The sequence below is a fragment of the Cupriavidus sp. L7L genome (genome assembly GCF_004353535.1).
GTDB classification, from domain to species: Bacteria; Pseudomonadota; Gammaproteobacteria; order Burkholderiales; family Burkholderiaceae; genus Cupriavidus; species Cupriavidus oxalaticus_A.
In genome coordinates, this window is record NZ_SMNY01000010.1 from 150,646 (window position 1) to 173,676 (window position 23,031).

22 protein-coding genes are annotated in these 23,031 nt (G+C 65.3%); 15 read left to right on the forward strand and 7 right to left on the reverse strand.

Features of this window, described 5'->3' with window-relative positions:
* The first annotated feature begins 81 nt into the window (after positions 1–81).
* The 11 genes from E1J61_RS12485 to E1J61_RS38630 all read left to right on the forward strand — a co-directional run bounded on the left by E1J61_RS12485 (position 82) and on the right by E1J61_RS38630 (position 11,506).
* Complete coding sequence (locus tag E1J61_RS12485; RefSeq protein ID WP_133094371.1) at positions 82–1,059, forward strand: tripartite tricarboxylate transporter substrate binding protein; 978 nt, start codon at positions 82–84, stop codon at positions 1,057–1,059.
* 45 nt (positions 1,060–1,104) lie between these two features.
* Positions 1,105–1,788, forward strand: coding sequence for an RraA family protein (locus E1J61_RS12490; RefSeq protein ID WP_133094372.1), 684 nt, complete (start codon positions 1,105–1,107; stop codon positions 1,786–1,788).
* Positions 1,788–2,732, forward strand: coding sequence for an NAD(P)-dependent oxidoreductase (locus E1J61_RS12495; RefSeq protein ID WP_133094373.1), 945 nt, complete (start codon positions 1,788–1,790; stop codon positions 2,730–2,732). Before E1J61_RS12490 ends, E1J61_RS12495 begins: the two co-directional genes overlap by 1 nt.
* 43 nt (positions 2,733–2,775) lie before the next feature.
* A complete protein-coding gene (locus tag E1J61_RS12500) occupies positions 2,776–3,756 on the forward strand; it encodes a tripartite tricarboxylate transporter substrate binding protein (protein WP_133094374.1) in 981 nt (326 codons plus the stop codon).
* Between the two features lie 42 nt (positions 3,757–3,798).
* Positions 3,799–4,719 (forward strand): SMP-30/gluconolactonase/LRE family protein, encoded by a 921-nt coding sequence (locus E1J61_RS12505; RefSeq protein ID WP_133094375.1) that lies wholly within the window; start codon positions 3,799–3,801, stop codon positions 4,717–4,719.
* Between the two features lie 329 nt (positions 4,720–5,048).
* On the forward strand, positions 5,049–8,144 hold the full coding sequence (fdnG, locus tag E1J61_RS12510; RefSeq protein ID WP_133094376.1) for a formate dehydrogenase-N subunit alpha: 3,096 nt from the start codon (positions 5,049–5,051) through the stop codon (positions 8,142–8,144).
* The gene (gene fdxH / locus E1J61_RS12515; RefSeq protein WP_133094377.1) at positions 8,141–9,031 is read left to right on the forward strand and encodes a formate dehydrogenase subunit beta; all 891 of its coding nucleotides are present in this window, start codon (positions 8,141–8,143) and stop codon (positions 9,029–9,031) included. Before fdnG ends, fdxH begins: the two co-directional genes overlap by 4 nt.
* Positions 9,032–9,044: 13 nt before the next feature.
* Positions 9,045–9,719, forward strand: coding sequence for a formate dehydrogenase subunit gamma (locus E1J61_RS12520; RefSeq protein WP_133094378.1), 675 nt, complete (start codon positions 9,045–9,047; stop codon positions 9,717–9,719).
* Positions 9,716–10,579 (forward strand): formate dehydrogenase accessory protein FdhE, encoded by an 864-nt coding sequence (gene fdhE / locus E1J61_RS12525; RefSeq protein WP_133094379.1) that lies wholly within the window; start codon positions 9,716–9,718, stop codon positions 10,577–10,579. The genes E1J61_RS12520 and fdhE overlap by 4 nt, the downstream gene beginning before the upstream one ends.
* A gap of 92 nt (positions 10,580–10,671) precedes the next feature.
* Positions 10,672–11,049 carry an enoyl-CoA hydratase/isomerase family protein gene (locus tag E1J61_RS12530; protein WP_133094380.1) on the forward strand — a complete coding sequence of 126 codons (378 nt, stop codon included), beginning with the start codon at positions 10,672–10,674 and terminating at the stop codon, positions 11,047–11,049.
* Positions 10,934–11,506, forward strand: a complete 573-nt coding sequence (locus E1J61_RS38630) for an enoyl-CoA hydratase-related protein (protein ID WP_371703846.1) — start codon at positions 10,934–10,936, stop codon at positions 11,504–11,506. Before E1J61_RS12530 ends, E1J61_RS38630 begins: the two co-directional genes overlap by 116 nt.
* Before the next feature lie 34 nt (positions 11,507–11,540).
* Here E1J61_RS38630 and bktB read toward each other — a convergent pair whose 3' ends face one another.
* The 4 genes from bktB to E1J61_RS12555 all read right to left on the reverse strand — a co-directional run bounded on the left by bktB (position 11,541) and on the right by E1J61_RS12555 (position 15,819).
* Positions 11,541–12,725 carry a beta-ketothiolase BktB gene (gene bktB, locus E1J61_RS12540; RefSeq protein WP_133094381.1) on the reverse strand — a complete coding sequence of 395 codons (1,185 nt, stop codon included), beginning with the start codon at positions 12,723–12,725 and terminating at the stop codon, positions 11,541–11,543.
* Between the two features lie 35 nt (positions 12,726–12,760).
* Positions 12,761–13,615 carry a 3-hydroxybutyryl-CoA dehydrogenase gene (locus E1J61_RS12545; protein ID WP_133094382.1) on the reverse strand — a complete coding sequence of 285 codons (855 nt, stop codon included), beginning with the start codon at positions 13,613–13,615 and terminating at the stop codon, positions 12,761–12,763.
* A 420-nt stretch (positions 13,616–14,035) separates the two neighbouring features.
* Positions 14,036–14,932 carry a polysaccharide deacetylase family protein gene (locus E1J61_RS12550; RefSeq protein ID WP_243736844.1) on the reverse strand — a complete coding sequence of 299 codons (897 nt, stop codon included), beginning with the start codon at positions 14,930–14,932 and terminating at the stop codon, positions 14,036–14,038.
* On the reverse strand, positions 14,929–15,819 hold the full coding sequence (locus E1J61_RS12555; protein ID WP_133094383.1) for a GNAT family N-acetyltransferase: 891 nt from the start codon (positions 15,817–15,819) through the stop codon (positions 14,929–14,931). Before E1J61_RS12555 ends, E1J61_RS12550 begins: the two co-directional genes overlap by 4 nt.
* 348 nt (positions 15,820–16,167) lie before the next feature.
* Here E1J61_RS12555 and E1J61_RS12560 point away from each other — a divergent pair, with 348 nt between their 5' ends.
* Both E1J61_RS12560 and E1J61_RS12565 read left to right on the forward strand, forming a co-directional pair.
* Entirely contained in the window at positions 16,168–16,353 is a 186-nt protein-coding gene (locus tag E1J61_RS12560) for a hypothetical protein (RefSeq protein WP_133094384.1), read from the forward strand.
* 234 nt (positions 16,354–16,587) lie between these two features.
* Entirely contained in the window at positions 16,588–17,475 is an 888-nt protein-coding gene (locus E1J61_RS12565) for an EamA family transporter (protein ID WP_133094385.1), read from the forward strand.
* Between the two features lie 19 nt (positions 17,476–17,494).
* On the opposite strand, the gene E1J61_RS12570 is transcribed toward E1J61_RS12565, so the two are convergent.
* From E1J61_RS12570 to E1J61_RS12580, 3 genes are all read right to left on the reverse strand, one after another.
* On the reverse strand, positions 17,495–18,187 hold the full coding sequence (locus E1J61_RS12570) for a GntR family transcriptional regulator (RefSeq protein ID WP_133094386.1): 693 nt from the start codon (positions 18,185–18,187) through the stop codon (positions 17,495–17,497).
* A gap of 151 nt (positions 18,188–18,338) precedes the next feature.
* Entirely contained in the window at positions 18,339–19,940 is a 1,602-nt protein-coding gene (locus E1J61_RS12575; protein ID WP_133094387.1) for a glucan biosynthesis protein, read from the reverse strand.
* Between the two features lie 130 nt (positions 19,941–20,070).
* A complete protein-coding gene (locus E1J61_RS12580; RefSeq protein ID WP_133094388.1) occupies positions 20,071–20,826 on the reverse strand; it encodes a TerC family protein in 756 nt (251 codons plus the stop codon).
* 183 nt (positions 20,827–21,009) lie between these two features.
* On the opposite strand from E1J61_RS12580, the gene E1J61_RS12585 reads away from it, so the two are divergent.
* A complete protein-coding gene (locus tag E1J61_RS12585; protein WP_133094389.1) occupies positions 21,010–21,987 on the forward strand; it encodes a 2-dehydropantoate 2-reductase in 978 nt (325 codons plus the stop codon).
* A 282-nt stretch (positions 21,988–22,269) separates the two neighbouring features.
* Positions 22,270–22,989 carry a GntR family transcriptional regulator gene (locus E1J61_RS12590; protein WP_029047003.1) on the forward strand — a complete coding sequence of 240 codons (720 nt, stop codon included), beginning with the start codon at positions 22,270–22,272 and terminating at the stop codon, positions 22,987–22,989.
* The last annotated feature ends 42 nt before the right edge of the window (positions 22,990–23,031 follow it).

The following is a 23,031-nucleotide window of genomic DNA, read 5'->3' on the forward strand; positions in this document are numbered from 1 at the left end:
ACGGCATTGTATGACGTGAAACGGTCGACCACAATCCAATCACAACGAAGCCTCACAACGAAACCAGATTCGGAGACACCAATGAAGGCAATATCCCGTCGCGGCCACCTGGCCATTGCAGGCATCCTGTTGGCATCCGCCACGGCCCATGCCGCGCCGCAGTATCCGAGCAAGCCCATCCGGGTCATCGTCCCGTTTCCCGCCGGCGGCGGCACCGATATCATCGCGCGGGAAGTGACCACTACCGTCGCCAGGTCGACCGGCTGGGTCTTTGTCGTGGAGAACAAGCCGGGGTCCGGCGGCAACCTCGGCGTGGACGCGGCAGCCAAGGCGCCTGCCGATGGCTACACCATTGCCCTGGGGCAGACCAGCAACCTTGCCATCAATCCCTCGCTGTACGAGCGGCTGCCGTACGACCCGCTGAAGGACCTTGCGCCGATCAGCCTGATCGCTTCCGCGCCGCTGGTGCTGGTGACGCACGTCAACTCGCCGTACAAGACGATGAAGGACGCAATCCAGTCCGCCAGGGCAAAGCCCGGGTCGCTGAATTTTGCTTCGCCGGGCAATGGCACGGTGGCGCACCTCGGTGGCGAGCAACTGCAAGGCACCGCGAAAGTGAAGTTCACCCATGTGCCGTACAAGGGCGCGGCACAGGCGGTCAATGACCTGATGGGCGGGCAAGTCGACCTGTACATGGCGTCCGTGCCGACGCTGCTCGGGCATATCAAGAACAACAAGCTGCGGCCGCTCGCGGTGACCTCATCGAAGCGCCTGCAAGACCTGCCCCAGGTGCCGACCGTTGCCGAGTCGGGCTATCCCGGCTTCGAGACGGCGACCTGGTTCGGCTTCGTCGCGCCTGCCGCGACACCGAAGGAAATCGTGATGCGCCTGAATACCGAGTTCAACAAGGCGCTCAAATCCCCGGCACTCGCCAGCAAGCTGAACGAACAAGGGGCATCGGTGCTCGGCGGCACACCCGAAGCATTCACCGCGCTGATCAAGCAGGACATCGGACGCTGGGCGGCGGTCATCAAAGCCTCCGGCACAAAGCTGGATTGAGCGGCACCGTATCCAACCATTTCTCAAATTTCGCTGGAGTTCGTCATGGCTTTGCCCAACATCATCAAATCGTTCGATCGCGTACCCGCTGACATCATCGCGCGCGCCGCCAGGTTCCAGCCCGCAATCCTGTCGGATGTCGGCGGACGCCGCGGCGCCCTGCATGGCCGGATCAAGGCCCTGCGCCCGACCATGAAAGTCGCCGGTCCGGCATTCACTGTCGAAGTCCGTCCGGGCGACAACCTGATGATCCACGCAGCCCTGGCGCTTGCGCAGCCCGGCGACGTGCTGGTTGTGGACGGCAAGGGCGACCAGACCTCGGCGCTGATGGGAACCATCATGATGCATGCCGCCCGCCAGCGCGGCCTGGCGGGTGTGGTCCTCGATGGCGCCGTGCGGGACAGCCTCGAGCTGGACGACATGCAGTTCCCGGTCTTCTCGGTGGGCACGAATCCCAATGGTCCGACCAAGGAAGTCGGCGGCCGCATCGGACACCCGATTTCCGTCGGGGGCGTGACGGTGAACCCGGGCGACTATATCTGCGGCGATGCCGATGGCCTGGTCGTGGTGGAGCGCGAGAAGATCGAGGCCCTGCTCGACGCCGCGGCGAAGAAGGAAGACGCGGAGGCCAGGCGCATCGAACAGATAAAGGAGGGCAATACCACCGCGCCGTGGCTGCTGGCATCGCTGGTGACCGCCGGCGTCCTGAAAGAGGGAGAAGCATTGTGATGAACCGGCCAGTCATTATCGTCACGGGTGCGGACCTGGCACCGGAAGCCCTGGCGCTGCTGGGCGACTATCAGGTCGTTTTCGCCGGCAGGACACCCCAGACCGCCGACCTCGTCGCGCTGGCAACGAAGCACAATCCTGTCGGCATCATCGTGCGCTATGGCGCCGTGACGGCCGAAGTCATGGACGCGGCCCCCGCCTTGCGGGTGATCTCGAAGCACGGCACCGGAACCGACACCATCGACAAGGCCGCTGCCGAGGCGCGCGGCATCAAGGTGACCGCCGCTGCCGGGGCCAATGCCGCGGCCGTTGCAGAACACGCGCTGGCGCTGATGCTTGCGTGCGCCAAGTCGGTGGTGCAACTGGACGCGCGCATGCATGCCGGCCACTGGGACAAAGCCACGCACAAGAGCCTGGAGCTGAATGGCCTGACCATCGGCCTGATTGGCCTGGGCGCGATCGGGCGGCGGTTCGCCAGAATGTGCGACGCCATCGGCATGCGCGTGATCGGCTTCGACCCGTTTGCCACGGACTTGCCGGACCATATCGAAGCCGTGCTGCTGGAAGAGATCTGGGGACGATCGGATGTCATCTCGCTGCAATGCCCGTTGACGGCCGAGAACAGGGAAATGGTCAATGCCGGCACACTGGCACAGTGCAAGCGTGGCGTGATCCTGATCAACACTGCGCGCGGCGGGTTGATCGACGAAGCGGCGCTGCTCGAAGCCGTCCGCTCGGGCCACGTCGCCGCTGCCGGCCTGGACAGCTTTGCGCGCGAGCCGATGCAGGTGCCGCATGCCTTCCAGGGAGAGCCGGGCTTCGTGCTCAGTCCGCATATCGGTGGCGTGACCAGCGCGGCCTACGTCAATATGGGTGTCGCAGCGGCGAACAATACCCTGGCGGTCCTGCGCAGGCTGGCCGAGCCGGCGCTTGGACCGCACTAGTCGCAGTACCCCCTGACAAGAACGTTCGCAAGATGGAGACAGCATGAAACAGATGAACGTCGGAGCCGCGCTGCTCCGGGCGCTGGCACTTGCCGCGCTTGCCGCCATGTCGACGGCGGCGCAAGCCCAGGGGTGGCCAGCCAAGCCGGTCAAGATCGTCGTTCCTTACCCGCCTGGCGGCGCCGTGGACGCCGTCACCCGCAAGATGGCGCAGCGGCTCACCGAGCAGACGGGCCAGAGCTTCTATGTCGAAAACAAGGCAGGCGCGACCGGAACGATCGGCTCGGCCCAGGTTGCGCGCGCCGCGCCGGATGGCTACACGCTGCTCGCCAACGATACGACCTACGCGCTGTTGCCCCACATCTTCAAGTCGCTTCCTTTCGATGCCGCAAAGGACCTGCAACCTGTCGCGGCATACGTGTTCGCCCCGATGGGCGTGGTGGTCAAGGCTGACGGCAAGTACAAGACGCTGGCCGACCTGATTGCCGCGGCGAAGTCCGACGACAAGGTTTCCTACGGGTCGGGCGGGCCGGGCTCGACTCCGCATTTCGCCAGCGAAGCCTTGGGCCTCGCCGCGGGAACGCACTTCATGCATGTGCCATTCAAAGGCGCCGGCGAAGCAACCATCGCGTTGCTGAGCGGTACCGTCGACTTCCAGATGGCTTCTATTCCGGGCGTGATCGGACAGGTCAAGGGTAACAAGCTGGCGGTGCTGGCCGTCAGCGGCACGAAACGCCTGCCCGCGCTGGCCAGCGTGCCCACCTTTGCGGAGGCCGGTGTCAAGGGCTACGGTGTCACCAATTTCACCGGCTTGTGGGCGCCCAAGGGCACGCCCGCCGACGTGCTGGAGCGAATCCAGAAGGAGGTGTCCAAGGCGATGGCGACGCCGGACATGCAGGCCTATGCTGAGAGTATCGGTGCCGAGCCGGGCTATTGGGATGCCGGCACGTTCAGGACCGAAGTGGCCAGCAGGACCGCCTTCTGGGGGAAGGTTGCACGCGGGACGGGGTTTCAGAAGCAGTAATGGGCGCGCCGCTGCAACAGGACGATCAACAGGTGTCGAGACATGTTTCTACTGAATTCGCCGGTCATACGTGAAGCGTCGTCGTTTTCCAGCCTGCCTGCCCGCTATCGCCACCCGCGGCGAACCGAATGGTCCAGGGCGAACCAGGGAGGGCGCGAATGCGATTCCTTCCTGGAAGGCCCCGTCTTCGACGATGCCGGCAACCTGTACGTCACCGATATTCCCAATGGCCGGATCTTCAGGATCGACCAGAAGGGCGATTGGGACCTGGTTGCCGAATGGGACGGCGAGCCCAACGGGATGAAATTCCTGAATGCCGGGTCCTTGCTTGTCACGGACTACCGCAACGGGCTGATGGAGGTTGACGTGCGAACGGGTAGCGTCCGGCCGTACCTGCCGCGCCGGAATACCGAAAGCTTCAAGGGCGTCAACGACTTGACGCTGGACTCGCAGGGAAACATCTATTTCACGGACCAGGGGCAAACGGGGCTGCATGACCCTAGCGGCCGCGTGTATCGGCTGACTGGCGAAGGGCGCCTCGAACTGCTGCTTTCCAACGTGCCGAGTCCGAACGGCATCGTGCTGTCACCGGACGAGCGCTTCCTGTTCGTTGCCGTCACACGGGGCAACTGCGTCTGGCGCATGCCCTTGCAGGAGGACGGCAGCGTATCCAAGGCCGGGCAGTTCTTTACGTCATATGGTCCCAGCGGGCCGGACGGCCTCGCCATGGATGTCGATGGCCGCCTCCTTGTTGCCAATCCCGGCCTTGCCTATGTCTGGGTGCTCAATCATCGTGCCGAGCCGGTCGAGGTGATCCGTGGCACTGCTGGCCATTCGCTGACCAACGTCGCCTTCGGCGGACCCGATGGAAGCATGCTTTACGTGACCGATTCAACTGCCGGCGAGATTCTGCAGATTGGCATGTCGGTTCCCGGCGTGAGGCACCGGCACCTGGCCGGGTGAGCACCTGAGCGAGCGGACCGCGGCGTCACGGTCGACCGGCCTGGCACGCGCCGGGTTGATGAGGTAGCCGCCGCGCTACTTAAGCAATCTCTTATAGACCGGCAAAGAATCGCTGAATTTACCTTAAGTGAGCGGACGGATATCTTTGGGCGAAAGGCGTTGGTCCTGCCGCACGATTCTCCGGGTCGCTGTGCGCATGCCCACTGCCTTGCGATCAGCATTGCGGCCAAGGCGACGAGTCAGCTCAAGATGTCTCTTGCATCAGCCGCGGAACAATAAGTACGGAGGCTTCGGCGGACACGTCAGCAAGCTCGGCAAGGCGAGGAGACATGACAAGCACCACCAGTATCGGACGCCGGCGGTTCCTCAAGATTCTCGGCGCAGGCCCCGTTGCCGTCACGGCCTCGGCCCTGGGCATGGGTACGGGTACGGCCTGGGCGCAGGCCCCGGCCGGCGTGCGCCCCTACAAGCTGCTGCGTGCGAAGGAGACGCGCAACAATTGCACCTATTGCTCGGTCGGGTGCGGCCTGCTGATGTATTCGCTCGGTGACGGCGCAAAGAATGCGAAACCCCGCATCTTCCACATCGAGGGGGATCCCGATCATCCGGTCAGCCGTGGCTCGCTCTGCCCCAAGGGCGCGGGGCTGCTGGACATTGTCCATTCAAAGAACCGGCTGCTGTATCCGGAATACCGCGCGCCGGGGTCGAAGGAGTGGGTGCGCATCAGCTGGGACGAAGCGACCAGGCGCATCGCCCGGCTGCTGAAGGACGACCGCGACAAGAACTTCATCGCGCGCAACGAGAAGGGCCAGCTGGTGAACCGCTGGCTGAGCTCGGGCATGCTCGCCTCGTCGGCGGCCTCCAACGAAACGGGGGTGCTCGACTTCAAGTTCGCCCGCTCACTCGGCATGCTGGCGCTGGACTGCCAGGCGCGCCTGTGCCACGGGCCAACGGTTTCGGCGCTGGGGCCGTCCTTCGGCCGCGGCGCGATGACGAACCACTGGGTGGACATCAAGAATGCCAATGTCGTCATGGTCATGGGCGGCAATCCGGCCGAGGCCCACCCGGTCGGCTTCAAATGGGTGATCGAGGCCAAGATCAAAAACAAGGCCAAGGTCATCGTCATCGATCCGCGCTTCAACCGCACGGCCTCGGTTGCCGATATCTTCTCGCCGATCCGGGCGGGGTCGGACACGGCCTTCCTGATGGGCATGGTCAACTGGCTTCTGCAGAACGACAAGATCCAGCATGACTACGTGCGCGCCTACACCAACGCGCCGCTGATCGTGCGCGAGGATTTCGGCTTCGACGAAGGGCTGTTCTCGGGCTTCAATCCCGAAAAGCTCGTCTACGACAAAGCCTCCTGGACCTATGAGCTCGACGCACGGGGAAACGCGAAACGCGATCCCTCGATGCGCCATCCGCGCTGTGTGCTGAACCTGCTGAAGCGGCACGTCTCACGCTACACGCCGGAGAAGGTCGAGGAGATCACCGGCGTCAGGAAGGCCGATTTCCTGCAGATCGCCGAGATCGTCGGCTCGTGCTCGGCGAAGGACAAGACGCTCACCTGGCTTTACGCGCTCGGCTGGACGCACCACACCGGCGGCGCGCAGATCATCCGCGGCGCGGCGATGATCCAGCTGCTGCTGGGCAATGTCGGCATGTCCGGCGGCGGCGTGAATGCGCTGCGCGGCCATTCCAACATCCAGGGCTATACCGACCTGGGCCTGCTGTCGCTGCGGCTGCCGGGCTACATGGACCTGCCCGCCGACAGGCAGCAGACGCTCAGGCAGTTCCTGGCCGATGCCACGCCGAAAGCGATGTTGCCCGACCAGGTGAACTACTGGAAAAACCTGCCGAAGTTTTTCGTCTCGCTGCAGAAAAACCTGTTCGGCAAACATGCCACGGCGGCAAACGACTGGGCCTTTGACCTGCTGCCGAAATGGGACCGCAGCTACGACATGCTGGCCTATTTCGACCTGATGTACGAGGGCAAGGTCAACGGCTACGTGGTCCAGGGGTTCAACCCGCTGGCGGCAATGCCTGACAAGAACAAGTCCTCGGCCGCGCTGTCGAAGCTGAAGTTCCTGGTGGTCATCGACCCGCTGGTGACCGAGACCTCCAACTTCTGGCGCAACGAAGGCAAGTTCAACGACGTCAGGACCGAGGAGATCATGACCGAGGTCTTCAGGCTGCCGTCGAGCTGCTTTGCCGAGGAAGACGGGACCGTCGTGAATTCGGGCCGCTGGCTGCAATGGCACTACGCGGGCCAGCAGCCGCCGGGCGAGGCGCGGCATGATCCGGCCATCCTTGGCGGCATCATGATGGAGCTGCGGCGGCTTTACGAAAAAGAGGGCGGCGCCTGCCCCGAACAGGTGTTGCACATGACCTGGGACGAGGAGACCTATCACGATCCCTACAGCCCCCATCCCGAGGAAATGGCCAAGGAAGCCAACGGCTACGCGCTGGCGGATGTATTCGACGAGACCGGGAAAAAGATCCTGCGCAAGGGCCAGTTGCTGGATTCGTTCGCGCAACTGCGCGACGACGGCACCACCTCGAGCTACTGCTGGATCTTCACCGGCTCCTGGACCGAGGCCGGCAACCAGATGGCCAGGCGCGACAACACCGACACCGGTCTCGGCAACACGCCGGGCTGGGCCTGGTCCTGGCCCGCGAACCGCCGCATTCTCTACAACCGCGCCTCGATGGACGAGATGGGGAACCCCTGGGACCCCAAGCGCCAGATCCTGCATTGGAACGGCGAGACATGGGTGGGTGCCGACGTGCCCGACTTTCCGCTCACCGCGGCACCCGGCTCACCGATGGGACCTTTCATCATGCTGCCCGAAGGCGTGGGGCGCCTGTTCTCGGCCGGAGGCATGATCGACGGCCCTTTCCCCGAGCATTACGAGCCGGTCGAGAGCCCGATCGGGAAGAACCCGCTGCACGCAAAGGTCACCCACAATCCGACCGCACGCATCTTCCAGAACGATGCGCAGCGCATGGGCAACCGCACCGAGTTTCCCTATGTCGCCACGACCTATTCGATCACGGAATTGTTCCGCCACTGGACCAAGCACTCGCATCTGAACGCCATGCTCCAGCCCGAGCAGTTCGTCGAGATCGGCGAGAAGCTGGCCGCGGACAAGGGCATCGCCCATGGCGACACGGTGAAGATTACGACCAAACGCGGCTACATCACTGCCAAGGCGGTGGTGACCAAGCGCATGCGCACGCTCCAGGTGGCCGGGCAGGCGGTCGAGCAGATCGGCATCCCGTGCCATTGGGGCTTCGAGGGAGCGACGCGCAAGGGCTATCTCGCCAACACGCTTGCGCCTGGCGTTGGCGATGCCAATTCACAGACTCCGGAATTCAAGGCATTCCTCGTAAACATTGAAAAGATGGCGGGAGCACAGGCATGAACTCGCAGAACATCATCCGTCGCTCGGCCTCGTCGGAGCTGACACCGGCCCCTCGGATCCGTGACCATCAGATGCAAGTGGCCAAGCTGATCGACGTATCGACCTGCATCGGCTGCAAGGCGTGCCAGGTCGCCTGCAGCGAATGGAACGACCTGCGCGGCGAGGTGCAGGAGAATGTCGGCGTCTACGACAACCCGCGCGATCTGTCGCCCGACACCTGGACCCTGATGCGCTTTACCGAGCATGAGGACCAGGCGGGGAAGCTGGAATGGCTGATCCGCAAGGACGGCTGCATGCATTGCGAGGACCCCGGCTGCCTGAAGGCCTGCCCGGCGCCCGGCGCCATCGTGCAGTATGCGAACGGCATCGTCGACTTCCAGTCCGACCTGTGCATCGGCTGCGGCTATTGCGTGGCCGGCTGCCCCTTCGACGTGCCGCGCATTTCCAAGAAGGACAACAAGGCCTACAAGTGCACGCTGTGCTCGGACCGCGTCTCGGTCGGGCAGGAGCCTGCGTGCGTCAAGACCTGCCCGACCGGCGCCATCAGCTTCGGCTCGAAGGCAGAGATGCAGTCCCTCGCGGCCGAGCGCGTGGCCGAATTGAACGAGCGCGGCTTTGCCAAGGCCGGACTGTATGACCCGGCGGGGGTCGGCGGCACCCACGTGATGTATGTGCTGCAGCATGCCGATGACCCCAAGCGCTACGCGGGCTTGCCGAAGGACCCGAAGATCAGCACGGTCGTTTCGGGCTGGAAGGATTGCCTGCAACCTGGCGCGGCCGTCGTTGGCGCGGCGGCGGTCGTGGGCATGGCGGCGCATTTCATGGCGGTCGGCCCCAACACCACCGAATCGGATGGGCACCATGGCCCGGATGATGGCGCAGCATAGGCGGAGAGCGGAGATGGCGACCAACAACGATAGGATCTTGCGCACGAAGTTCGCCGAACGGCTGTGCCACTGGGCGATTGTGTTCTGCTTCTTCCTCGCTGCGGTTTCGGGTATCTCGTGGTTCTTCCCGATGGTGAGCTGGATGAGCGGATTCCTTGGCACGCCGCAGATGGCGCGGCTGCTCCACCCGTTCCTCGGCATCGCGGTTTTCATTGGGCTTTGCTACATGTTCGTGCGCTTTGTGGGCTACAACATGCCCGCGCGCACCGACGCGATCTGGTTCCGCCGCGTCCGGGACGTGCTCCTGAACCGGCATGGTGGCGAACCGCTGCGGATAGGCAAGTACAACGCCGGCCAGAAGGTCTTGTTCTGGCTCATCATGGCTTCGATACTGGCCCTTCTGATCACCGGGCTGATCATGTGGCGCGCCTATTTCGCCGAGTATTTCCCGATTCCCGTGCTCCGCCTGGCGATCCTGGCCCATTCCGTCGCAGGGATCGCCCTGATCCTGCTGATTGTGGGGCACATCTATCTGGCCCTCTGGGTCTGCGGTTCGATCACTGGCATGGTGACGGGCTATGTTTCACGGGCCTGGGCCAGGCAGCACCATGACCGCTGGTATGGCGAGGTGAAGGCGAAAGAGGCGAAAGAGGCGAAAGAGGTGGAAGCGAAGGGCCGTCGGTCATGAGCCCGCATCCGATGCCGCCAGGCGGGCTGCCATCGGGCGAGGCATCCCGGAATTTCGCGCCGCAGATCCAGCCAGACCTTGCCGGTCTTTACGGCCGCCGCGCCGCGCGCCTGCGCACGCTGGCCGAAGGCCACGATCACGCCGATTACCTGCGCTTGGCCGCCCGCGTGGCCGAGGTGCAGGCATCGCTTGTGCCCGAAGCCGGCGGATCCGGACCGGCAGGCGCCAGGGCCATTCTGCAGCAGGGGCATCTGGGTTTTCTGCTTGACCGGTTGATTGAGCGGCTTGCGCCCGATGTCCCCGCCCCGGTCGCCACGCATCTTGCGGTGCTGCGCGACCTTCCGGACGAGGAGCGCCTTGGCGCGGCGCAGGCGCTGACCCTGGGTCGCTTCGACGCCGTCCCGGCGGCGATCGCGCCCTTCCTTTGGGCCGCGCTCTCGCTGCAACGCGCCAGCGCCGTGCGCGCCGCGCCCGTGCCCGGCTGCGGCCCTGCCGAGCACGCGTCTTGCCCTGCCTGCGGCAGTGCGCCTGTAGCAAGCCTGATCCTGACCGGCGATCGCCAGGGCTTGCGCTATCTGCATTGCGCGCTCTGCGAGAGCGCCTGGCACATGGTGCGGGCGAAATGCACCAACTGTGGTGCCGCCGCGGACCTTGACTACCTCAGCTTCGACACCGCCGAAGCCACGGTGCGCGCCGAATGCTGCGGCGTGTGTCACGGATACCTGAAAGTCATCTCACTGGAACGCGACCGGCAAGCCGAGGCCGTCGCCGATGATCTTGCCACGCTGTCCCTGGACCATGCCGTAACGGCGGAGGGCTATCAGCGCACCGGGTTCAATCCCTTCGCACTGCCGGCATGAGGACGGGATGCTGCCCGCTTTTTTAGCGGGCTTGTGCGGCGTCGGTGTCCGCGGTGGCGTCGCCCTCGGCGCCGTCAAGGTGCACATCGGCCATGCCGCCATTGATCCCGGGCTATGGGGGGACGCAACGGCTGCCACGGCTGGTGGGTACGACGCGGGCGCTGGATCTGATTACCACCGGGCGGATGATTGCCGCGGACGAGGCACTGGAGATCGGCCTGGTCGACCGGCTGGTCGAGGCGGGCGACCCTGTCGCTGTCGGCAAGGCGCACCTGGCTGAAGTCTCGGAAGACCGGCCATCGGCTGTCCACCTGGCGCGCGAGGCGGTGCTGGCTGCAGCCCGGCTGGATCTGGATGCCGGCCTGCGCGCGGAGGCTGAATTGTTCCCGCGCGCCACGCGCACCGAGGACGCGCGTGAAGGCAGCGAAGCATTCCTCGCCAAACGCTCGCCGCAGTTCACCGGCAAATAACGTATCAACTGAAGGAGCGGGGCGCCGATGGTGCCGCCACGGCGCTCGACGCCCGCGCGCGTTCTGCGCCGGCCAGGATCTGGCCGATCCGGCGATGCAGATCGTGAACGGAAAGCTGCCCGATATCGGCGCTCACGTCGAGCGGTACTTCAAGCCTCTTGTCATGAAGCTGCAAAGCCTGCCAGTCCCGAGCGTTGCGGCTGTCAACGGCCTGGCTGCGGGCGGCGGCGCGTCGCTCGCGCTGGCCTGCGATGTCGTGGTTGCGGCGAAGTCGGCCTACTTCCTGCAGGCGTTCTCGAAGATCGCCATCGATGGCTTCGAGGACGCCGGCATGGCAACGGCTGCAGCCGTACTGGCGGAGTGCGCCCGCTTCAACGATCACGGCCGCGTGCGCGGACGCGTTGCCGCGCACCCTGAATCAAGCTGCAGACCTGCCAAAGGACCCGGATCGCCTTGACATCTTGATCGGCAATCCAGGCGCAAGTCGAACCTCAGACGCGTTCGAAGATCGCGGCAATGCCCTGCCCGCCGCCGATGCACATCGTCACCAGCGCGTAGCGGCCTTGCACGCGTTGCAGCTCGTACAGCGCCTTGACCGTGATCAGCGCGCCGGTGGCGCCGATCGGGTGGCCCAGCGAGATGCCCGAGCCATTCGGGTTGACCTTGGCCGGATCCAGGCCCAGCGCCTTGGTCACGGCGCAGGCCTGCGCGGCGAAGGCCTCGTTGGCTTCGATCACGTCCAGGTCCGACACCTGCAGGCCGGCGCGTTCCAGCGCGATCTTCGTCGCCGGCACCGGGCCGATGCCCATGGTCTTCGGATCGACGCCGGCATGGCCGTACGAGACCAGGCGCGCCAGCGGCTTCAGGCCGCGGCGCTCGGCCTCGGCGCGCTCCATCATCACCACTGCGGCGGCGGCATCGTTCAGGCCCGAGGCATTGCCGGCCGTGACGGTGCCGTTTTCCTTGGCGAACACCGGCTTGAGCTTGGTCATGTCGTCCATGGTCGCGTCATGGCGCACGTGCTCGTCGGTGTCGAACGTCACCTCGCCCTTGCGGCCCTTGCTCACCACCGGGACGATCTGGTCCCTGAAATAGCCGGCCTTGATCGCGGCGGACGCGCGGCGGTGCGATTCCAGCGCGGCTTCGTCCTGCTGCGCACGCGAAATGTCGTATTCCCTGGCCACGTTCTCGGCCGTGACACCCATGTGGATGCGGTGGAACGGGTCGTGCAGCGCGCCCAGCATCATGTCGACCAGGCCGGCGTCGCCCATGCGGGCGCCCCAGCGGGCCGCGGGCGCCAGGTACGGGGCGCGGCTCATGCTTTCGGCACCGCCGCCGATGGCGACGTTGGCATCGCCCAGCAGGATGGTCTGCGCGGCGCTGACGATGGCCTGCAGGCCCGAGCCGCACAGGCGGTTCACGGTCAGCGCGGGCGCGTTGATCGAAACCCCGCCGTTGACCGCAGCGACGCGGCCCAGGTACATGTCGCGCGGCTCGGTCTGGATCACGTTGCCGAACACCACGTGGCCGACGTCGTCGCCGGATACCTGCGCGCGGGCCAGCGCCTCGCGCACCACCAGCGCGCCCAGTTCGGCCGGCGCCACGTCCTTCAGGCTGCCGCCAAAGGTCCCGATCGCGGTACGGACACCGCTCACCACTACGACTTCACGCGTCATGCTCTAAATCTCCAATAGAAGGGGGCAAGTAACGATTACTTGCTGTAGACGTACACGCCGCGGCCGGTCTTGCGGCCCAGGTAGCCGGCAGCCACCATCTCGCGCATCAGCATTGCCGGACGGTACTTCGGATCTGCGAATTCGGTGTACAGCACTTCCATCACGGCCAGCATGGTGTCCAGGCCGATCATGTCGGCCAGCGCCAGCGGGCCGATCGGGTGGTTGCAGCCCAGCTTCATGCCTTCGTCGATCTCTTCGGGCGAGGCCAGGCCTTCGCCCAGCACGCAGAAGGCTTCATTGATCATCGGGCACAGGATGCGGTTGACGACGAAGCCCGGGCTGTTCTTGACCGTGATCGGGTACTTGCCCAGTTCCTTCGCCAGCGCTTCCACGGCGGCGTGGGTGGCGTCGCTGGTCTGCAGGCCGCGGATCAGTTCGACCAGCGCCATCACCGGCACCGGGTTGAAGAAGTGCATGCCGATAAAGCGGTCGGCGCGCGAGGTCACCGCGGCCAGCTTGGTGATCGAGATCGACGAGGTGTTGGACGCAATGATCACGTTCTCGCCGACGATGCCGTCGATCTGCCTGAGGATCTTGACCTTCAGGTCGTAGTTCTCGGTGGCGGCCTCGATCACGATGTCGGTGGCCTTGAGGTCGTCATACGACGTGCTGCCCTGGATGCGCGCCAGCGCATCGGCCTTTTGCGCCTCGGTCAGCTTTTCCTTCTTGATCAGCCGGTCCAGGCTGCCCGCCACGGTGGCCACGCCCTTCTGCACCGCGGCGTCGCTGATGTCGACCATCACCACGTTCAGGCCGGCCACTGCGCAGGCCTGGGCGATGCCATTGCCCATGGTGCCGGCACCGACGATGCCTACTGTCTTGATTGCCATGTCTTAACGCCTTAGGGTTTGAGAGTTTTGAAGTGTCTGGTGGAGTTGAGGCCATGGAGCTGCGGGCACAGCCCAGCCTGTCAACATAGCGTGCGATCGCAGTCACCGGATCGGGCGCTGCCTGGATGGCACGCACAGATTGCATGCAGGACGCCGTCGCGGACGTCGAAGCCGATGGAGGGCGGCACGGAATAAGCTGACGCAGGCCGCCGGCGGTCGCTATGTCTGGTGATCGTAGCGCCGCGGGGGGCGTTCGACACTACCCGAACCTGCCCATTCATTGACAATTTCTGCCGCTTTTCCCGCAATGCGAAGCCGATTGCAACTGAGGCAGCCGGACGTCTGCCTTCAGTTTTGTCAGCCGATCAGGGGCAGGCACTTGCCAGCGCGCGTCGGTAGCCCGCCCGACCAGGAGCCACGCTACGCCGGATGCTCGGTCAGCCAGTGCCTGGCGATGTCCTCCCGGCGGCAGATCCACACGGCGTCATGGCCGCGTATGTCGTCAAGGAACCGTGCCAGGGCCATGGCGCGCGCCGGATGGCCGCTGATGCGGGGATGCAGCCCGACGCTCATCATCTTCGGCGCGCGCGCACCCTCGTGCCACAACTGGTCAAATGCGTCCCGCAGCGTGCGGTAGAAATCTTCCCCCGAGGCAAAGCCGTCAGGCAGCAGAAAGCGTGCGTCGTTGTTGATCAGCGTATACGGGATTGCCAGCAGCGGCGGGGAGCTGCGGAGCCAGTACGGCAGGTCATCGTTGTAGGCATCCGAGCTGTAAAGGAACCCGCCTTCCTCATGGACCAGGCGCCGGGTGTTGGCGCTGACCCGCCCGGTGTACCAGCCTACCGGCCGCCTGCCGCAGGTGCGTTCGATTGCCGCGATTGTCAGGCGGATATGGCGCCGCTCCTCATCTTCCGGGACGTCCCGATAATCGATCCAGCGATAGCCATGCCCCGCAACCTCGTGTCCTGCGGCACTCAGTGCCTGTCCGATCGGCGGATTGAGTTCCAGCGCGCGACCGGCCGCGAACGCGGTCAGCGGCAGGCCGCGCTCGGCGAACAGATCCAGCAACCGCCAGACTCCGGTACGCGCTCCATACTCGTACATGCTTTCCACGCTCCAGTCGCGCTCGGCCTCACGAGGCGGCCGTCCGGGCAGTTCGTGCAGGTACGCTTCGGAGCGCACATCGCCGTTGAGGATGCACGATTCCGCGCCTTCTTCGATGTTCAGCACAAACTGCACCGCCACGCGCGCGCCGCCGGGCCAGCGTGGATCGGGCGGGGAGCTGCCGTAGCCGGCGAGGTCGCGCGCCTGCATCATCCCAGCTCGAAGGTTGTAATGCCGAAGATGCGCTTGTGCACCAGGCCTGGCGCAGGCCCGAGATACATGCGCGCGCAGCCGAAGACTTCCGCCATGCCGTGCCGATGGGCCAGCGCCATGGCCGCGGGGTGGTTTTCCGGGACATCGAGGAACAACGGGCCACCCGACGCAAAGGCGGCCAGGCGCGCATAGAGCGCTTCGGCCGCGTCGGCGTCGTCGGCAAACAGCGGCCCGATCTTGCAGCCTTCCCCGCACCGGCGCACCACGCCGAATCCGCCCAGCCGGCCCTGCCGCAGACACCCCAGCGCAAGCCCGTCCTGCTGCCGGATCCATCCGCGCAGGAAGGCCTCGCGCGCGGCGGGAAAGCACGTGCGGTCGTATGCCAGCACGTCGTCGAAGGGCACCTCATCCAGCGGGACGATCGCGTCGTCCGGGCGCGACGAGTCTGGCGAGTGGGGCGAGTGGGGCGGGCTATCCGGTACCTCGGCACGAAAGCGCAGATTGCGATGGGAGAAGACGAAGCCACCCCTGGCGTAGTAATCCTGCATCGCGAAAACGCCATCCAGCCCAATGGTTGCTCCGGGCCGCAGCCGGGCAATCAGCCGGTCCCGGCGCGCATGCCACAGCGCGTTGCCCAGTCCCCGGCCGCGAAACGCCGGACGGACGATAAAGAAGCCCATAAAGCCGAACGCTCCGCCGTAGGATGTGATCGCGCCGGCGCCGATCAGCTCCCCGTCCAGCTCGGCCGCGATGAAAGCATCCGGGTCCGTGGCCCAGAACAGCGCCGCGTCGTGAAGGCCGGGGTTCCACCCCTCGGATGCCGCCCAGCCGACCAGTCGATCCAGCTCGGCGCGTGTCATGTTCCGAATCACCAGGTCGCCTGACATTGAAATCTGCTCCTTTGGCCGATTCGCGGACTGCCCTTGCCGCGGCAGTCGCCCCTCATCACTTCAGGTCTATGTGCCTGGATGATTAAAGGCGTTCTCCGCCTTGGGATCAACGGGCGGTAGTCCCGCGATCCGATGGGTGACCGGTAAGGAATGCGCCAGGTCATTTTGGGCTTGCCTGACTCGTTCGGTGTGAACAAAAGGCCGCCTGCAAGCGGCCTGACCCGGTGTGCCGTTGCTTTCCCGCATACGCACTATTACCTAATGCTGCGTTGCGACAATTCCTTTGCTACAATTCGGGAAAACCCCATGAGGGTAATCCCGCAGCAACAAGCAAGGAAGGAAGCCATGAACACCCAATCCGATATCAAGCTGACCGATCAACTGGAACGCGACCTCATCGAGCGCGAGCTCGGCAAGCAAAGCCTGGGCTTCGTGCATGACGCCAAGCGCGCCATCGCCGCGGTGCAGGAAGTCATCGCGCGCCTGCAGTGGCAAGCCCGCAAGGCCAAGGTCGTCTACGCCAACGGCTAAGCAGTTTCCAGCGGTATTGCAGTACCTGCGGCCCCTGGTGGCTGCGTTGTAGAACCGGCCAGACGCGCGCCCGCCACGGGCAAGACGCGGCCGGTCTTGTTTTGCCTGCTCGCTTTACGCAAGGCAGGTCGACGTGCCTTGTGAGCAACTCTGACAAGGCTTGCCAGACCTTTTCGTTTTGTCGCGGCGCGGCCAAAGGCTATCTTGGATGCCTTTGCAGAACCGTCCGCGACCATGCCCCCGCTTGTCCTTATGTGCCTGCTGATCACTTACGTGGTCTGGGGTACGACCTATCTGGCGATCCGCTTTACGCTGGAGAGCTTTCCGCCGCTGTTCATGACGGGTACGCGCTTTCTATGCGCGGGCCTGCTGCTGGCCGCCTGGCTGGCGTGGCGCGGCACGCCGATGCCGTCGTGGCGGCAGCTGCGCAACTGCGCGGTGCCGGCGCTGTTCCTGCTGGTAGGCGGCATGGGATTGACCGCGATGGCCGAGCAGACCATCTCGTCGGGCGCGACCACGGTAATGATCGGCTCGATGCCGATCTTTGCGCTGATCTGGGCGGCCTGCTTCGGCCAGCGCCCCAAGTGGTACGAGTATGTGGCGATTGCGATCGGCAGCGCGGGCATCGTGGTGCTGACCGCGGGGGCGGAATTCCGCGTCAGCGCGGGTGGCGTGGTGGCGCTGATGCTGGCGGTGGCGAGCTGGTCGTTCGGCTCGCAGCTGGTGCGCCGGCTCGAACTGCCGCAGGGCGCGGCGGCCTTTGCCGCGGAGATGCTGATCGGCGGGGTGGTGCTGATGGTGCTGTCGGCGCTGCGGCAGGAGCCATGGCCGGTGTCGCTGGGGTCGATCAGCGCGCAGGCCGGCTGGGCCTGGGTCTACCTGGTGGTGGCGGGCTCGCTGGTGGCGTTCTCTGCCTATATGTACCTGGTGGCGACGGTCGGCCAGACGCTGTCGACGAGCTATGTCTACGTCAATCCGCCGGTGGCGCTGGCGATGGGCGCCTGGCTGGGCGGCGAGGTGATCGCGCCGCAGACGCTGTACGCGGTGGTGCTGATCCTGCTTGCCCTGGCGGTGCTGAGCGTCGGCACGCTGCGCACGGCGCGGGCGCAGGCGGCTGCCTGAAGCACCCTGGCCCGCAAGCTCAGCTGCCGGACTGCTCCTGGATCCAAAGCGACAGCCTCACCTTGTAGGCCTGCTGGATATGGCGCCGGGCAATCTGCTCGGCCTGCGCCGGATCACGCTTTTCCAGCGCTTCGACCAGGGCGGTGTGCTCTTCATAGGAGCTGCGCGCGCGGCCGGGCACCGCCAGCGTGGTGCGCCCCAGCAGCGCCATCGATTCGTGCAGCGAGCGCAGGTTCTTCAGCAGGTAGCGGTTGTGGGCGCAGCGGTGCAGGGTTTCGTGGAACAGCCGGTTGTTCTGCGCGAGCCGGTCCGGATCGTCGGCGAACGCGAGGTCGCGCTCGACGATATCGCGCAGCAGCGAAATCTCCACATCGGTGGCATGGCGTGCGGCCAGCGCCGCGGCGGTGCCTTCCAGCACCTCGCGCATCACGTACAGCTCGCTGACCATGCTGGCGTCGAGCTGCGTCACCATCATGCCCCGGTTGGGCTCGTTGACCACCAGGCCTTCCGATTCCAGCCGCGACAGCGCTTCGCGCACCGGGGTGCGCGACAAGCCCAGCGATTCCGCCAGTTCCACTTCGCGCAGCCGGGTGCCGGGAGATAGCTGCCCCGCCTGGATGGCGGCGCGCAGTTGCTGGTAGGCACGCTCCGAGCGCGGGAGCGATGCAGCCTGGCCGCCTTCGGCGGCACCGGCAAACTCTTGAGAAATCATGTGAGGCTGGCTGGTGCGGTTTGACTGTCGTAGCCAGCCATCATACCCGCTCAAGCGCGCCTGACATCACGGCGCCGCAATATCCTGCAAAGCGGCGCCGGCTGGCGGCTGCGCCGGGGGCGGGCTTTTGACTGGGGCTTCCGACGGGGGCTTACGCCTGGGGCGGGTGGTACTGGTACAGCCATGTCTCGGACAGCGGCTTGCCGTCCAGGCGCAGGAACAGGCGGATGTCGACCGGCCCCTTGCCATCGGTGGTCAGGTCGAACTGGGCGCGCCAGTGGCCGGGCACGTTGTTGGGCACGGCTTCGGTGAAGACATAGGAGAAGGTGCCGCGCGAAGCGGTCAGCACGGCTTCGGGCTTGACGCCGAACGGCAGCTTTTCCAGCGGCGCGCCCTTGAACTCGACCATGAACTTGCGCACGCCCTTGGGCCGCGGCTGGCCGGGCTGGCCGCCGTTGCCCAGGCGCGTGGCCACGCAGCGCGCCAGCGGCGACGGGTTCGGTTCGTCGGCCTGCCAGTGCAGGCGGTAGCGCAGGCGGTAGGTGGCGCCGGCCTTGGCGGGCGCCTTGGGCACCCACATGGCGACGATGTTGTCGTGGATCTCGTCGTCGGTGCGCAGCTCGACCAGTTGCACGGCACCCGCACCCCAGCCGTCGCGCGGCTCGACCCACAGACTCGGGCGGCGTTCGTAGTTGACGCCGTCCTGGTAGTGGTCGAACAGGCGGTCGCGCTGCAGCAGGCCGAAACCCTTGGGGTTGTCGTCGGAGAATGCCGATACCGTGGTCTGGGGCGGGTTGTTGAGCGGGCGCCAGATATGCTCGCCGGCGCCGTTCCAGATGGCCAGGCCGTCGGAGTCGTGGACTTCCGGGCGCCAGTCGGTGATGCCCTTGATGCTTTCCGAGAACCAGTACATCGAGGTCAGCGGTGCCAGTCCCAGTCGCGCGACGTCCTTGCGCAGGAACAGCGCGCATTCCACGTCCATGATCACGGCCTTGGCGCGCTGCATCACGAAGCGGTAGGCGCCGGAGATGCTGGGGCCGTCGAGCAGGGCGTAGACCGTGACGGTATCGCCGTTGCCTTCCGGGGTCTCGAACCAGAAATGGGTGAAGGCGGGGAATTCCTCGGGCTTCCCGGCCTCGGCCACGTCGATGGCGATGCCGCGCGCCGACAGCCCGTACTGGTACAGGTCGCCGATGGCGCGGAAGTAGGAGGCGCCCAGGAAGGCGACCCAGTCGTTCTTGCGCCAGTCGCGCGTCTTCTGGTCGCCGAGGCGGCTTTCCTGGAAACGGAAGCCCGCGAAGCCGCTGCCGGGCGGCAGCTTGTGCGCGGGGCTGTCGGCCGGCATGTCGAAGTAGGCATCGTCATAGACGATCTCGCGCGCGCGCCCGCTGCCGCCCTTGGCGCGCTCGATCACATGCATGCGCACCGGGGTGCGGAAGTAGGTGCCGAGGTGGAAGAAGGTGACGGGGAACTGGCCCGGGCCGTTGGCAAACAGCGCATCGTCGGTGCGGAACCGGATCTTGCCGTGGGCATCGTAGTCGATGCGCGACAGCACGTCCGCAGGCGGCGAGGGCGGGGGCGCATAGGGCTTGGCAGCCAGCGCGCGCGCCCGCTCGATCAGGGCGTCGAAGCCGAACGGCTGCGCCTCGCCGAGCTTGATCCGGCTGGCCGCCAGCACCGATGGGGTAATGCCCAGCGCGGCCAGGGCGGCTGAGGCGGTGGCGGAGACCAGTAGGGTTCGGCGGTTCATCATGTGGCGAAAGCGTCCTTTTCTTGTCCGTGGGTTGAGCAGAACTCTAAAAGACGGCGTTTCCCGGGAAAAGTTCGGACACCGTCTGTTACAGCCTGCTGCGGCACAAGATTCACATTGTGCCGCCTGACGCTCAGTGGGCTTCGCCGCGCGCGCGCCGCGCGTGGCGCCGCTGCCGCGCCAGCATGTTCAGCCCTTCCACCGCGGCCGAGAACGCCATCGCCGTATAGATGTAGCCCTTCGGCACATGCGTGCCGAGCCCTTCGGCGATCAGCGTCATGCCGATCATCATCAGGAAGGCCAGCGCCAGCATCACAATGGTCGGGTTGCGGTTGATAAAGTTGGCCAGCGGCGTGGCGGCGAACAGCATCGCCATCACAGCGGCGATCACCGCTACGAACATGATCTGGACATGCTCGGTCATGCCAACCGCGGTGATGATGCTGTCGATCGAGAACACCAGGTCGAGCACCAGGATCTGGCCAATCGCGGCGGCAAAGCTGTGCGCCACCTTGCCGGTGCCATTGTGTTCGCCTTCCTCGCCGGCGGTGACGTGGTGATGGATCTCTCGGGTGGCCTTCCATACCAGGAAGGCGCCGCCGGCGATGAGGATCATGTCGCGCCACGACAGCCCCTGGCCAAGGATCGTGAAGACCGGTTCGGTCAGCTTGACGATGACGGCGATGGTGGCCAGCAAGCCAAGGCGCATCAGCAGCGCCAGGCTGATGCCGACCTTGCGCGCCTTCTCGCGCATCTCTGCGGGCAGCTTGTTGGTCAGGATCGAAATGAAGATCAGGTTATCGATCCCCAGCACGATTTCCATGGCCACCAGCGTGGCCAGAGCCGCCCAGGCGGCGGGGTCCTGCAGCAAAGCCAGCGACGATTCCATCAGTGGGCTCCGGTGTTGGTAAGCAACCGGCGCCCGGGCATCGTTCCAGGCGCACGAAGCTTCATGTTAGCGCAGCGCCGCTTGCCTAAATGTGTCCGCAAAGATAAAGGTTGTTTTGCGGCTTAGTGGAATATAGTATGTGATATATCAAAAAATCCAATCGAGCCATCAAGGAGACAGCAAATGAAAGTGTGTATCTACGGCGCGGGCGCCATCGGCGGCTATGTCGGGGCGCAGCTTGCGCGCGCGGGGGCCGATGTCAGCTTCGTCGCGCGCGGCCCGCACCTGGCGGCGATGCAGGAACACGGCGTGCGGCTGCTGATCGACGGCGAGGAGCGCGCGGCGCGAGTGCGCTGCACCAGCGATCCGCGCGAACTGGGGCCACAGGACTACGTCTTCATTACGCTTAAGGCGCATTCGGTGCCGGGCGTGGTAGACCTGATCCAGCCGCTGCTGGGTCCGGAAACCGCGATCGTGACCGGCGTCAATGGCATTCCTTACTGGTATTTCTACAAGCACGGCGGCGAGCTGGCGGGATCGACGCTGGAAAGTGTCGACCCGGGCGGCCGGCAATGGCGCGGCTTCGGGCCGGAGCGCGCGATCGGCTGCGTGGTCTATCCGGCTGCCGAAATCATCGCGCCCGGCGTGATCAAGCATGTGTATGGCAAGAAATTCCCGCTGGGCGAGCCGGATGGCAGCCGTTCGGCCCGCGTGACCCGGCTCAGCGAAATGATGATGGCGGCCGACCTGGAGGCGCCGGTGCGCGACAACATCCGCGACGAGATCTGGCTGAAGCTGTGGGGCAACCTTTGCTTCAACCCGATCAGCGCGCTGACCCATGCCACGCTCGATGTCATTACCTCGGACCCGGCCACGCGCGCGCTGTCGCGCCAGATGATGGTGGAGGCGCAGGGCATTGCCGAGCGCTTCGGGGTCAAGTTCCGCGTCGACGTGGAGCGGCGCATCGACGGGGCGGGAGCGGTTGGGGCGCACAAGACTTCGATGCTGCAGGACCTGGAGGCGGGGCGCGCCATGGAAATCGATCCGCTGCTCACGGTGGTGCAGGAAATGGGCCGGCTGGTCGGGCAGCCGACGCCGATGTGCGACGCCGTGCTGGGTTTGATCAAGCAACGCGACTCGATGGCCAAGCTCGCGGCGTAACCGCTGGCGTTGGCTGGTGACGGGAGCGGCTACGGGTCTGGCCCTCCCGCCCCGAGCGGGCGGCGCCCATGTTGCGCCTGGCCCGCTTTTGGGCAAGAAATGGCAAGACGATTGTGATATACCATATACGACAGACCGCGCACGCTGACGGTGCCGATGCATGACCGCAACGTATTGCTTGATGCATTTTCGTAATGAGTCGGGCGTTTTGCTAAGCTGTGCGGAAATGCGGCGGGCAGCCATTCCGGCCGCCGCGCCACCGGTCTCACACGAGCATATTCCATGTCTGCGCAACCACAATCCATCGTCCAGCCCAACGGGCTGACCTTGTCAGTGCAACCTATCAACGCCGGCGCGAGCCTGCGCGACCAGGCCTATGCCATGTTGCGGCAGGCCATTGCCGACGCCGATATCTACCAGTCGCACGACGAGATCCGGCTCGACGAACGAGTGCTGAGCGAAGCCATGGGCGTCAGCCGCACGCCGATCCGCGAAGCCATGACACTGCTGGAGCAGGAAGGCTTCCTGCGCACCGTGCCGCGCCGGGGCATCTACATCATGCGCAAGACCAAGCGCGAGATCGTCGAGATGATCCAGATGTGGGCGGCGCTGGAGAGCATGGCGGCGCGCCTTGCCACGCAGAATGCCACCGACCAGGAAATCGCCCAGCTGCGACGCATGTTCGACAGCTTCCGCGATTCGACGCCGGCGGAACATATCGAGGAGTATTCCGACGCCAATATCGCGTTCCACCAGGCAATCGTGCAGCTGTCCAGGTCGCAGATCATCATGGACACGATCCGCAATATCTTTATCCATGTGCGTGCGATCCGGAAGATGACGATCTCGCAGAGCGACCGGGCGGCAAGGTCGATCGTGGATCACCTGCGCATCATCGAGGCGCTGGAGAAGCGCGATACCGAACTGGCCGAGCGGCTGGTGCGGCAGCATTCGCTGGACCTGGCGGACTACGTGGAGAAGCACTGCGACTTCCTCGACTGAGGCGAGCAGGGCAGGGCAAAACGGCGGACTTCGGTCCGCCGT

Coding starts and splice junctions, on each gene's coding strand:
- E1J61_RS12485 (WP_133094371.1), top strand. CDS start 82: ATGAAGGCAATATCCCGTCGCGGCCACCTGGCCATTGCAGGCATCCTG.
- E1J61_RS12490 (WP_133094372.1), top strand. CDS start 1,105: ATGGCTTTGCCCAACATCATCAAATCGTTCGATCGCGTACCCGCTGAC.
- E1J61_RS12495 (WP_133094373.1), top strand. CDS start 1,788: ATGAACCGGCCAGTCATTATCGTCACGGGTGCGGACCTGGCACCGGAA.
- E1J61_RS12500 (WP_133094374.1), top strand. CDS start 2,776: ATGAAACAGATGAACGTCGGAGCCGCGCTGCTCCGGGCGCTGGCACTT.
- E1J61_RS12505 (WP_133094375.1), top strand. CDS start 3,799: ATGTTTCTACTGAATTCGCCGGTCATACGTGAAGCGTCGTCGTTTTCC.
- fdnG (WP_133094376.1), top strand. CDS start 5,049: ATGACAAGCACCACCAGTATCGGACGCCGGCGGTTCCTCAAGATTCTC.
- fdxH (WP_133094377.1), top strand. CDS start 8,141: ATGAACTCGCAGAACATCATCCGTCGCTCGGCCTCGTCGGAGCTGACA.
- E1J61_RS12520 (WP_133094378.1), top strand. CDS start 9,045: ATGGCGACCAACAACGATAGGATCTTGCGCACGAAGTTCGCCGAACGG.
- fdhE (WP_133094379.1), top strand. CDS start 9,716: ATGAGCCCGCATCCGATGCCGCCAGGCGGGCTGCCATCGGGCGAGGCA.
- E1J61_RS12530 (WP_133094380.1), top strand. CDS start 10,672: ATGCCGCCATTGATCCCGGGCTATGGGGGGACGCAACGGCTGCCACGG.
- E1J61_RS38630 (WP_371703846.1), top strand. CDS start 10,934: ATGCCGGCCTGCGCGCGGAGGCTGAATTGTTCCCGCGCGCCACGCGCA.
- bktB (WP_133094381.1), bottom strand. CDS start 12,725: ATGACGCGTGAAGTCGTAGTGGTGAGCGGTGTCCGTACCGCGATCGGG.
- E1J61_RS12545 (WP_133094382.1), bottom strand. CDS start 13,615: ATGGCAATCAAGACAGTAGGCATCGTCGGTGCCGGCACCATGGGCAAT.
- E1J61_RS12550 (WP_243736844.1), bottom strand. CDS start 14,932: ATGATGCAGGCGCGCGACCTCGCCGGCTACGGCAGCTCCCCGCCCGAT.
- E1J61_RS12555 (WP_133094383.1), bottom strand. CDS start 15,819: ATGTCAGGCGACCTGGTGATTCGGAACATGACACGCGCCGAGCTGGAT.
- E1J61_RS12560 (WP_133094384.1), top strand. CDS start 16,168: ATGAACACCCAATCCGATATCAAGCTGACCGATCAACTGGAACGCGAC.
- E1J61_RS12565 (WP_133094385.1), top strand. CDS start 16,588: ATGCCCCCGCTTGTCCTTATGTGCCTGCTGATCACTTACGTGGTCTGG.
- E1J61_RS12570 (WP_133094386.1), bottom strand. CDS start 18,187: ATGATTTCTCAAGAGTTTGCCGGTGCCGCCGAAGGCGGCCAGGCTGCA.
- E1J61_RS12575 (WP_133094387.1), bottom strand. CDS start 19,940: ATGATGAACCGCCGAACCCTACTGGTCTCCGCCACCGCCTCAGCCGCC.
- E1J61_RS12580 (WP_133094388.1), bottom strand. CDS start 20,826: ATGGAATCGTCGCTGGCTTTGCTGCAGGACCCCGCCGCCTGGGCGGCT.
- E1J61_RS12585 (WP_133094389.1), top strand. CDS start 21,010: ATGAAAGTGTGTATCTACGGCGCGGGCGCCATCGGCGGCTATGTCGGG.
- E1J61_RS12590 (WP_029047003.1), top strand. CDS start 22,270: ATGTCTGCGCAACCACAATCCATCGTCCAGCCCAACGGGCTGACCTTG.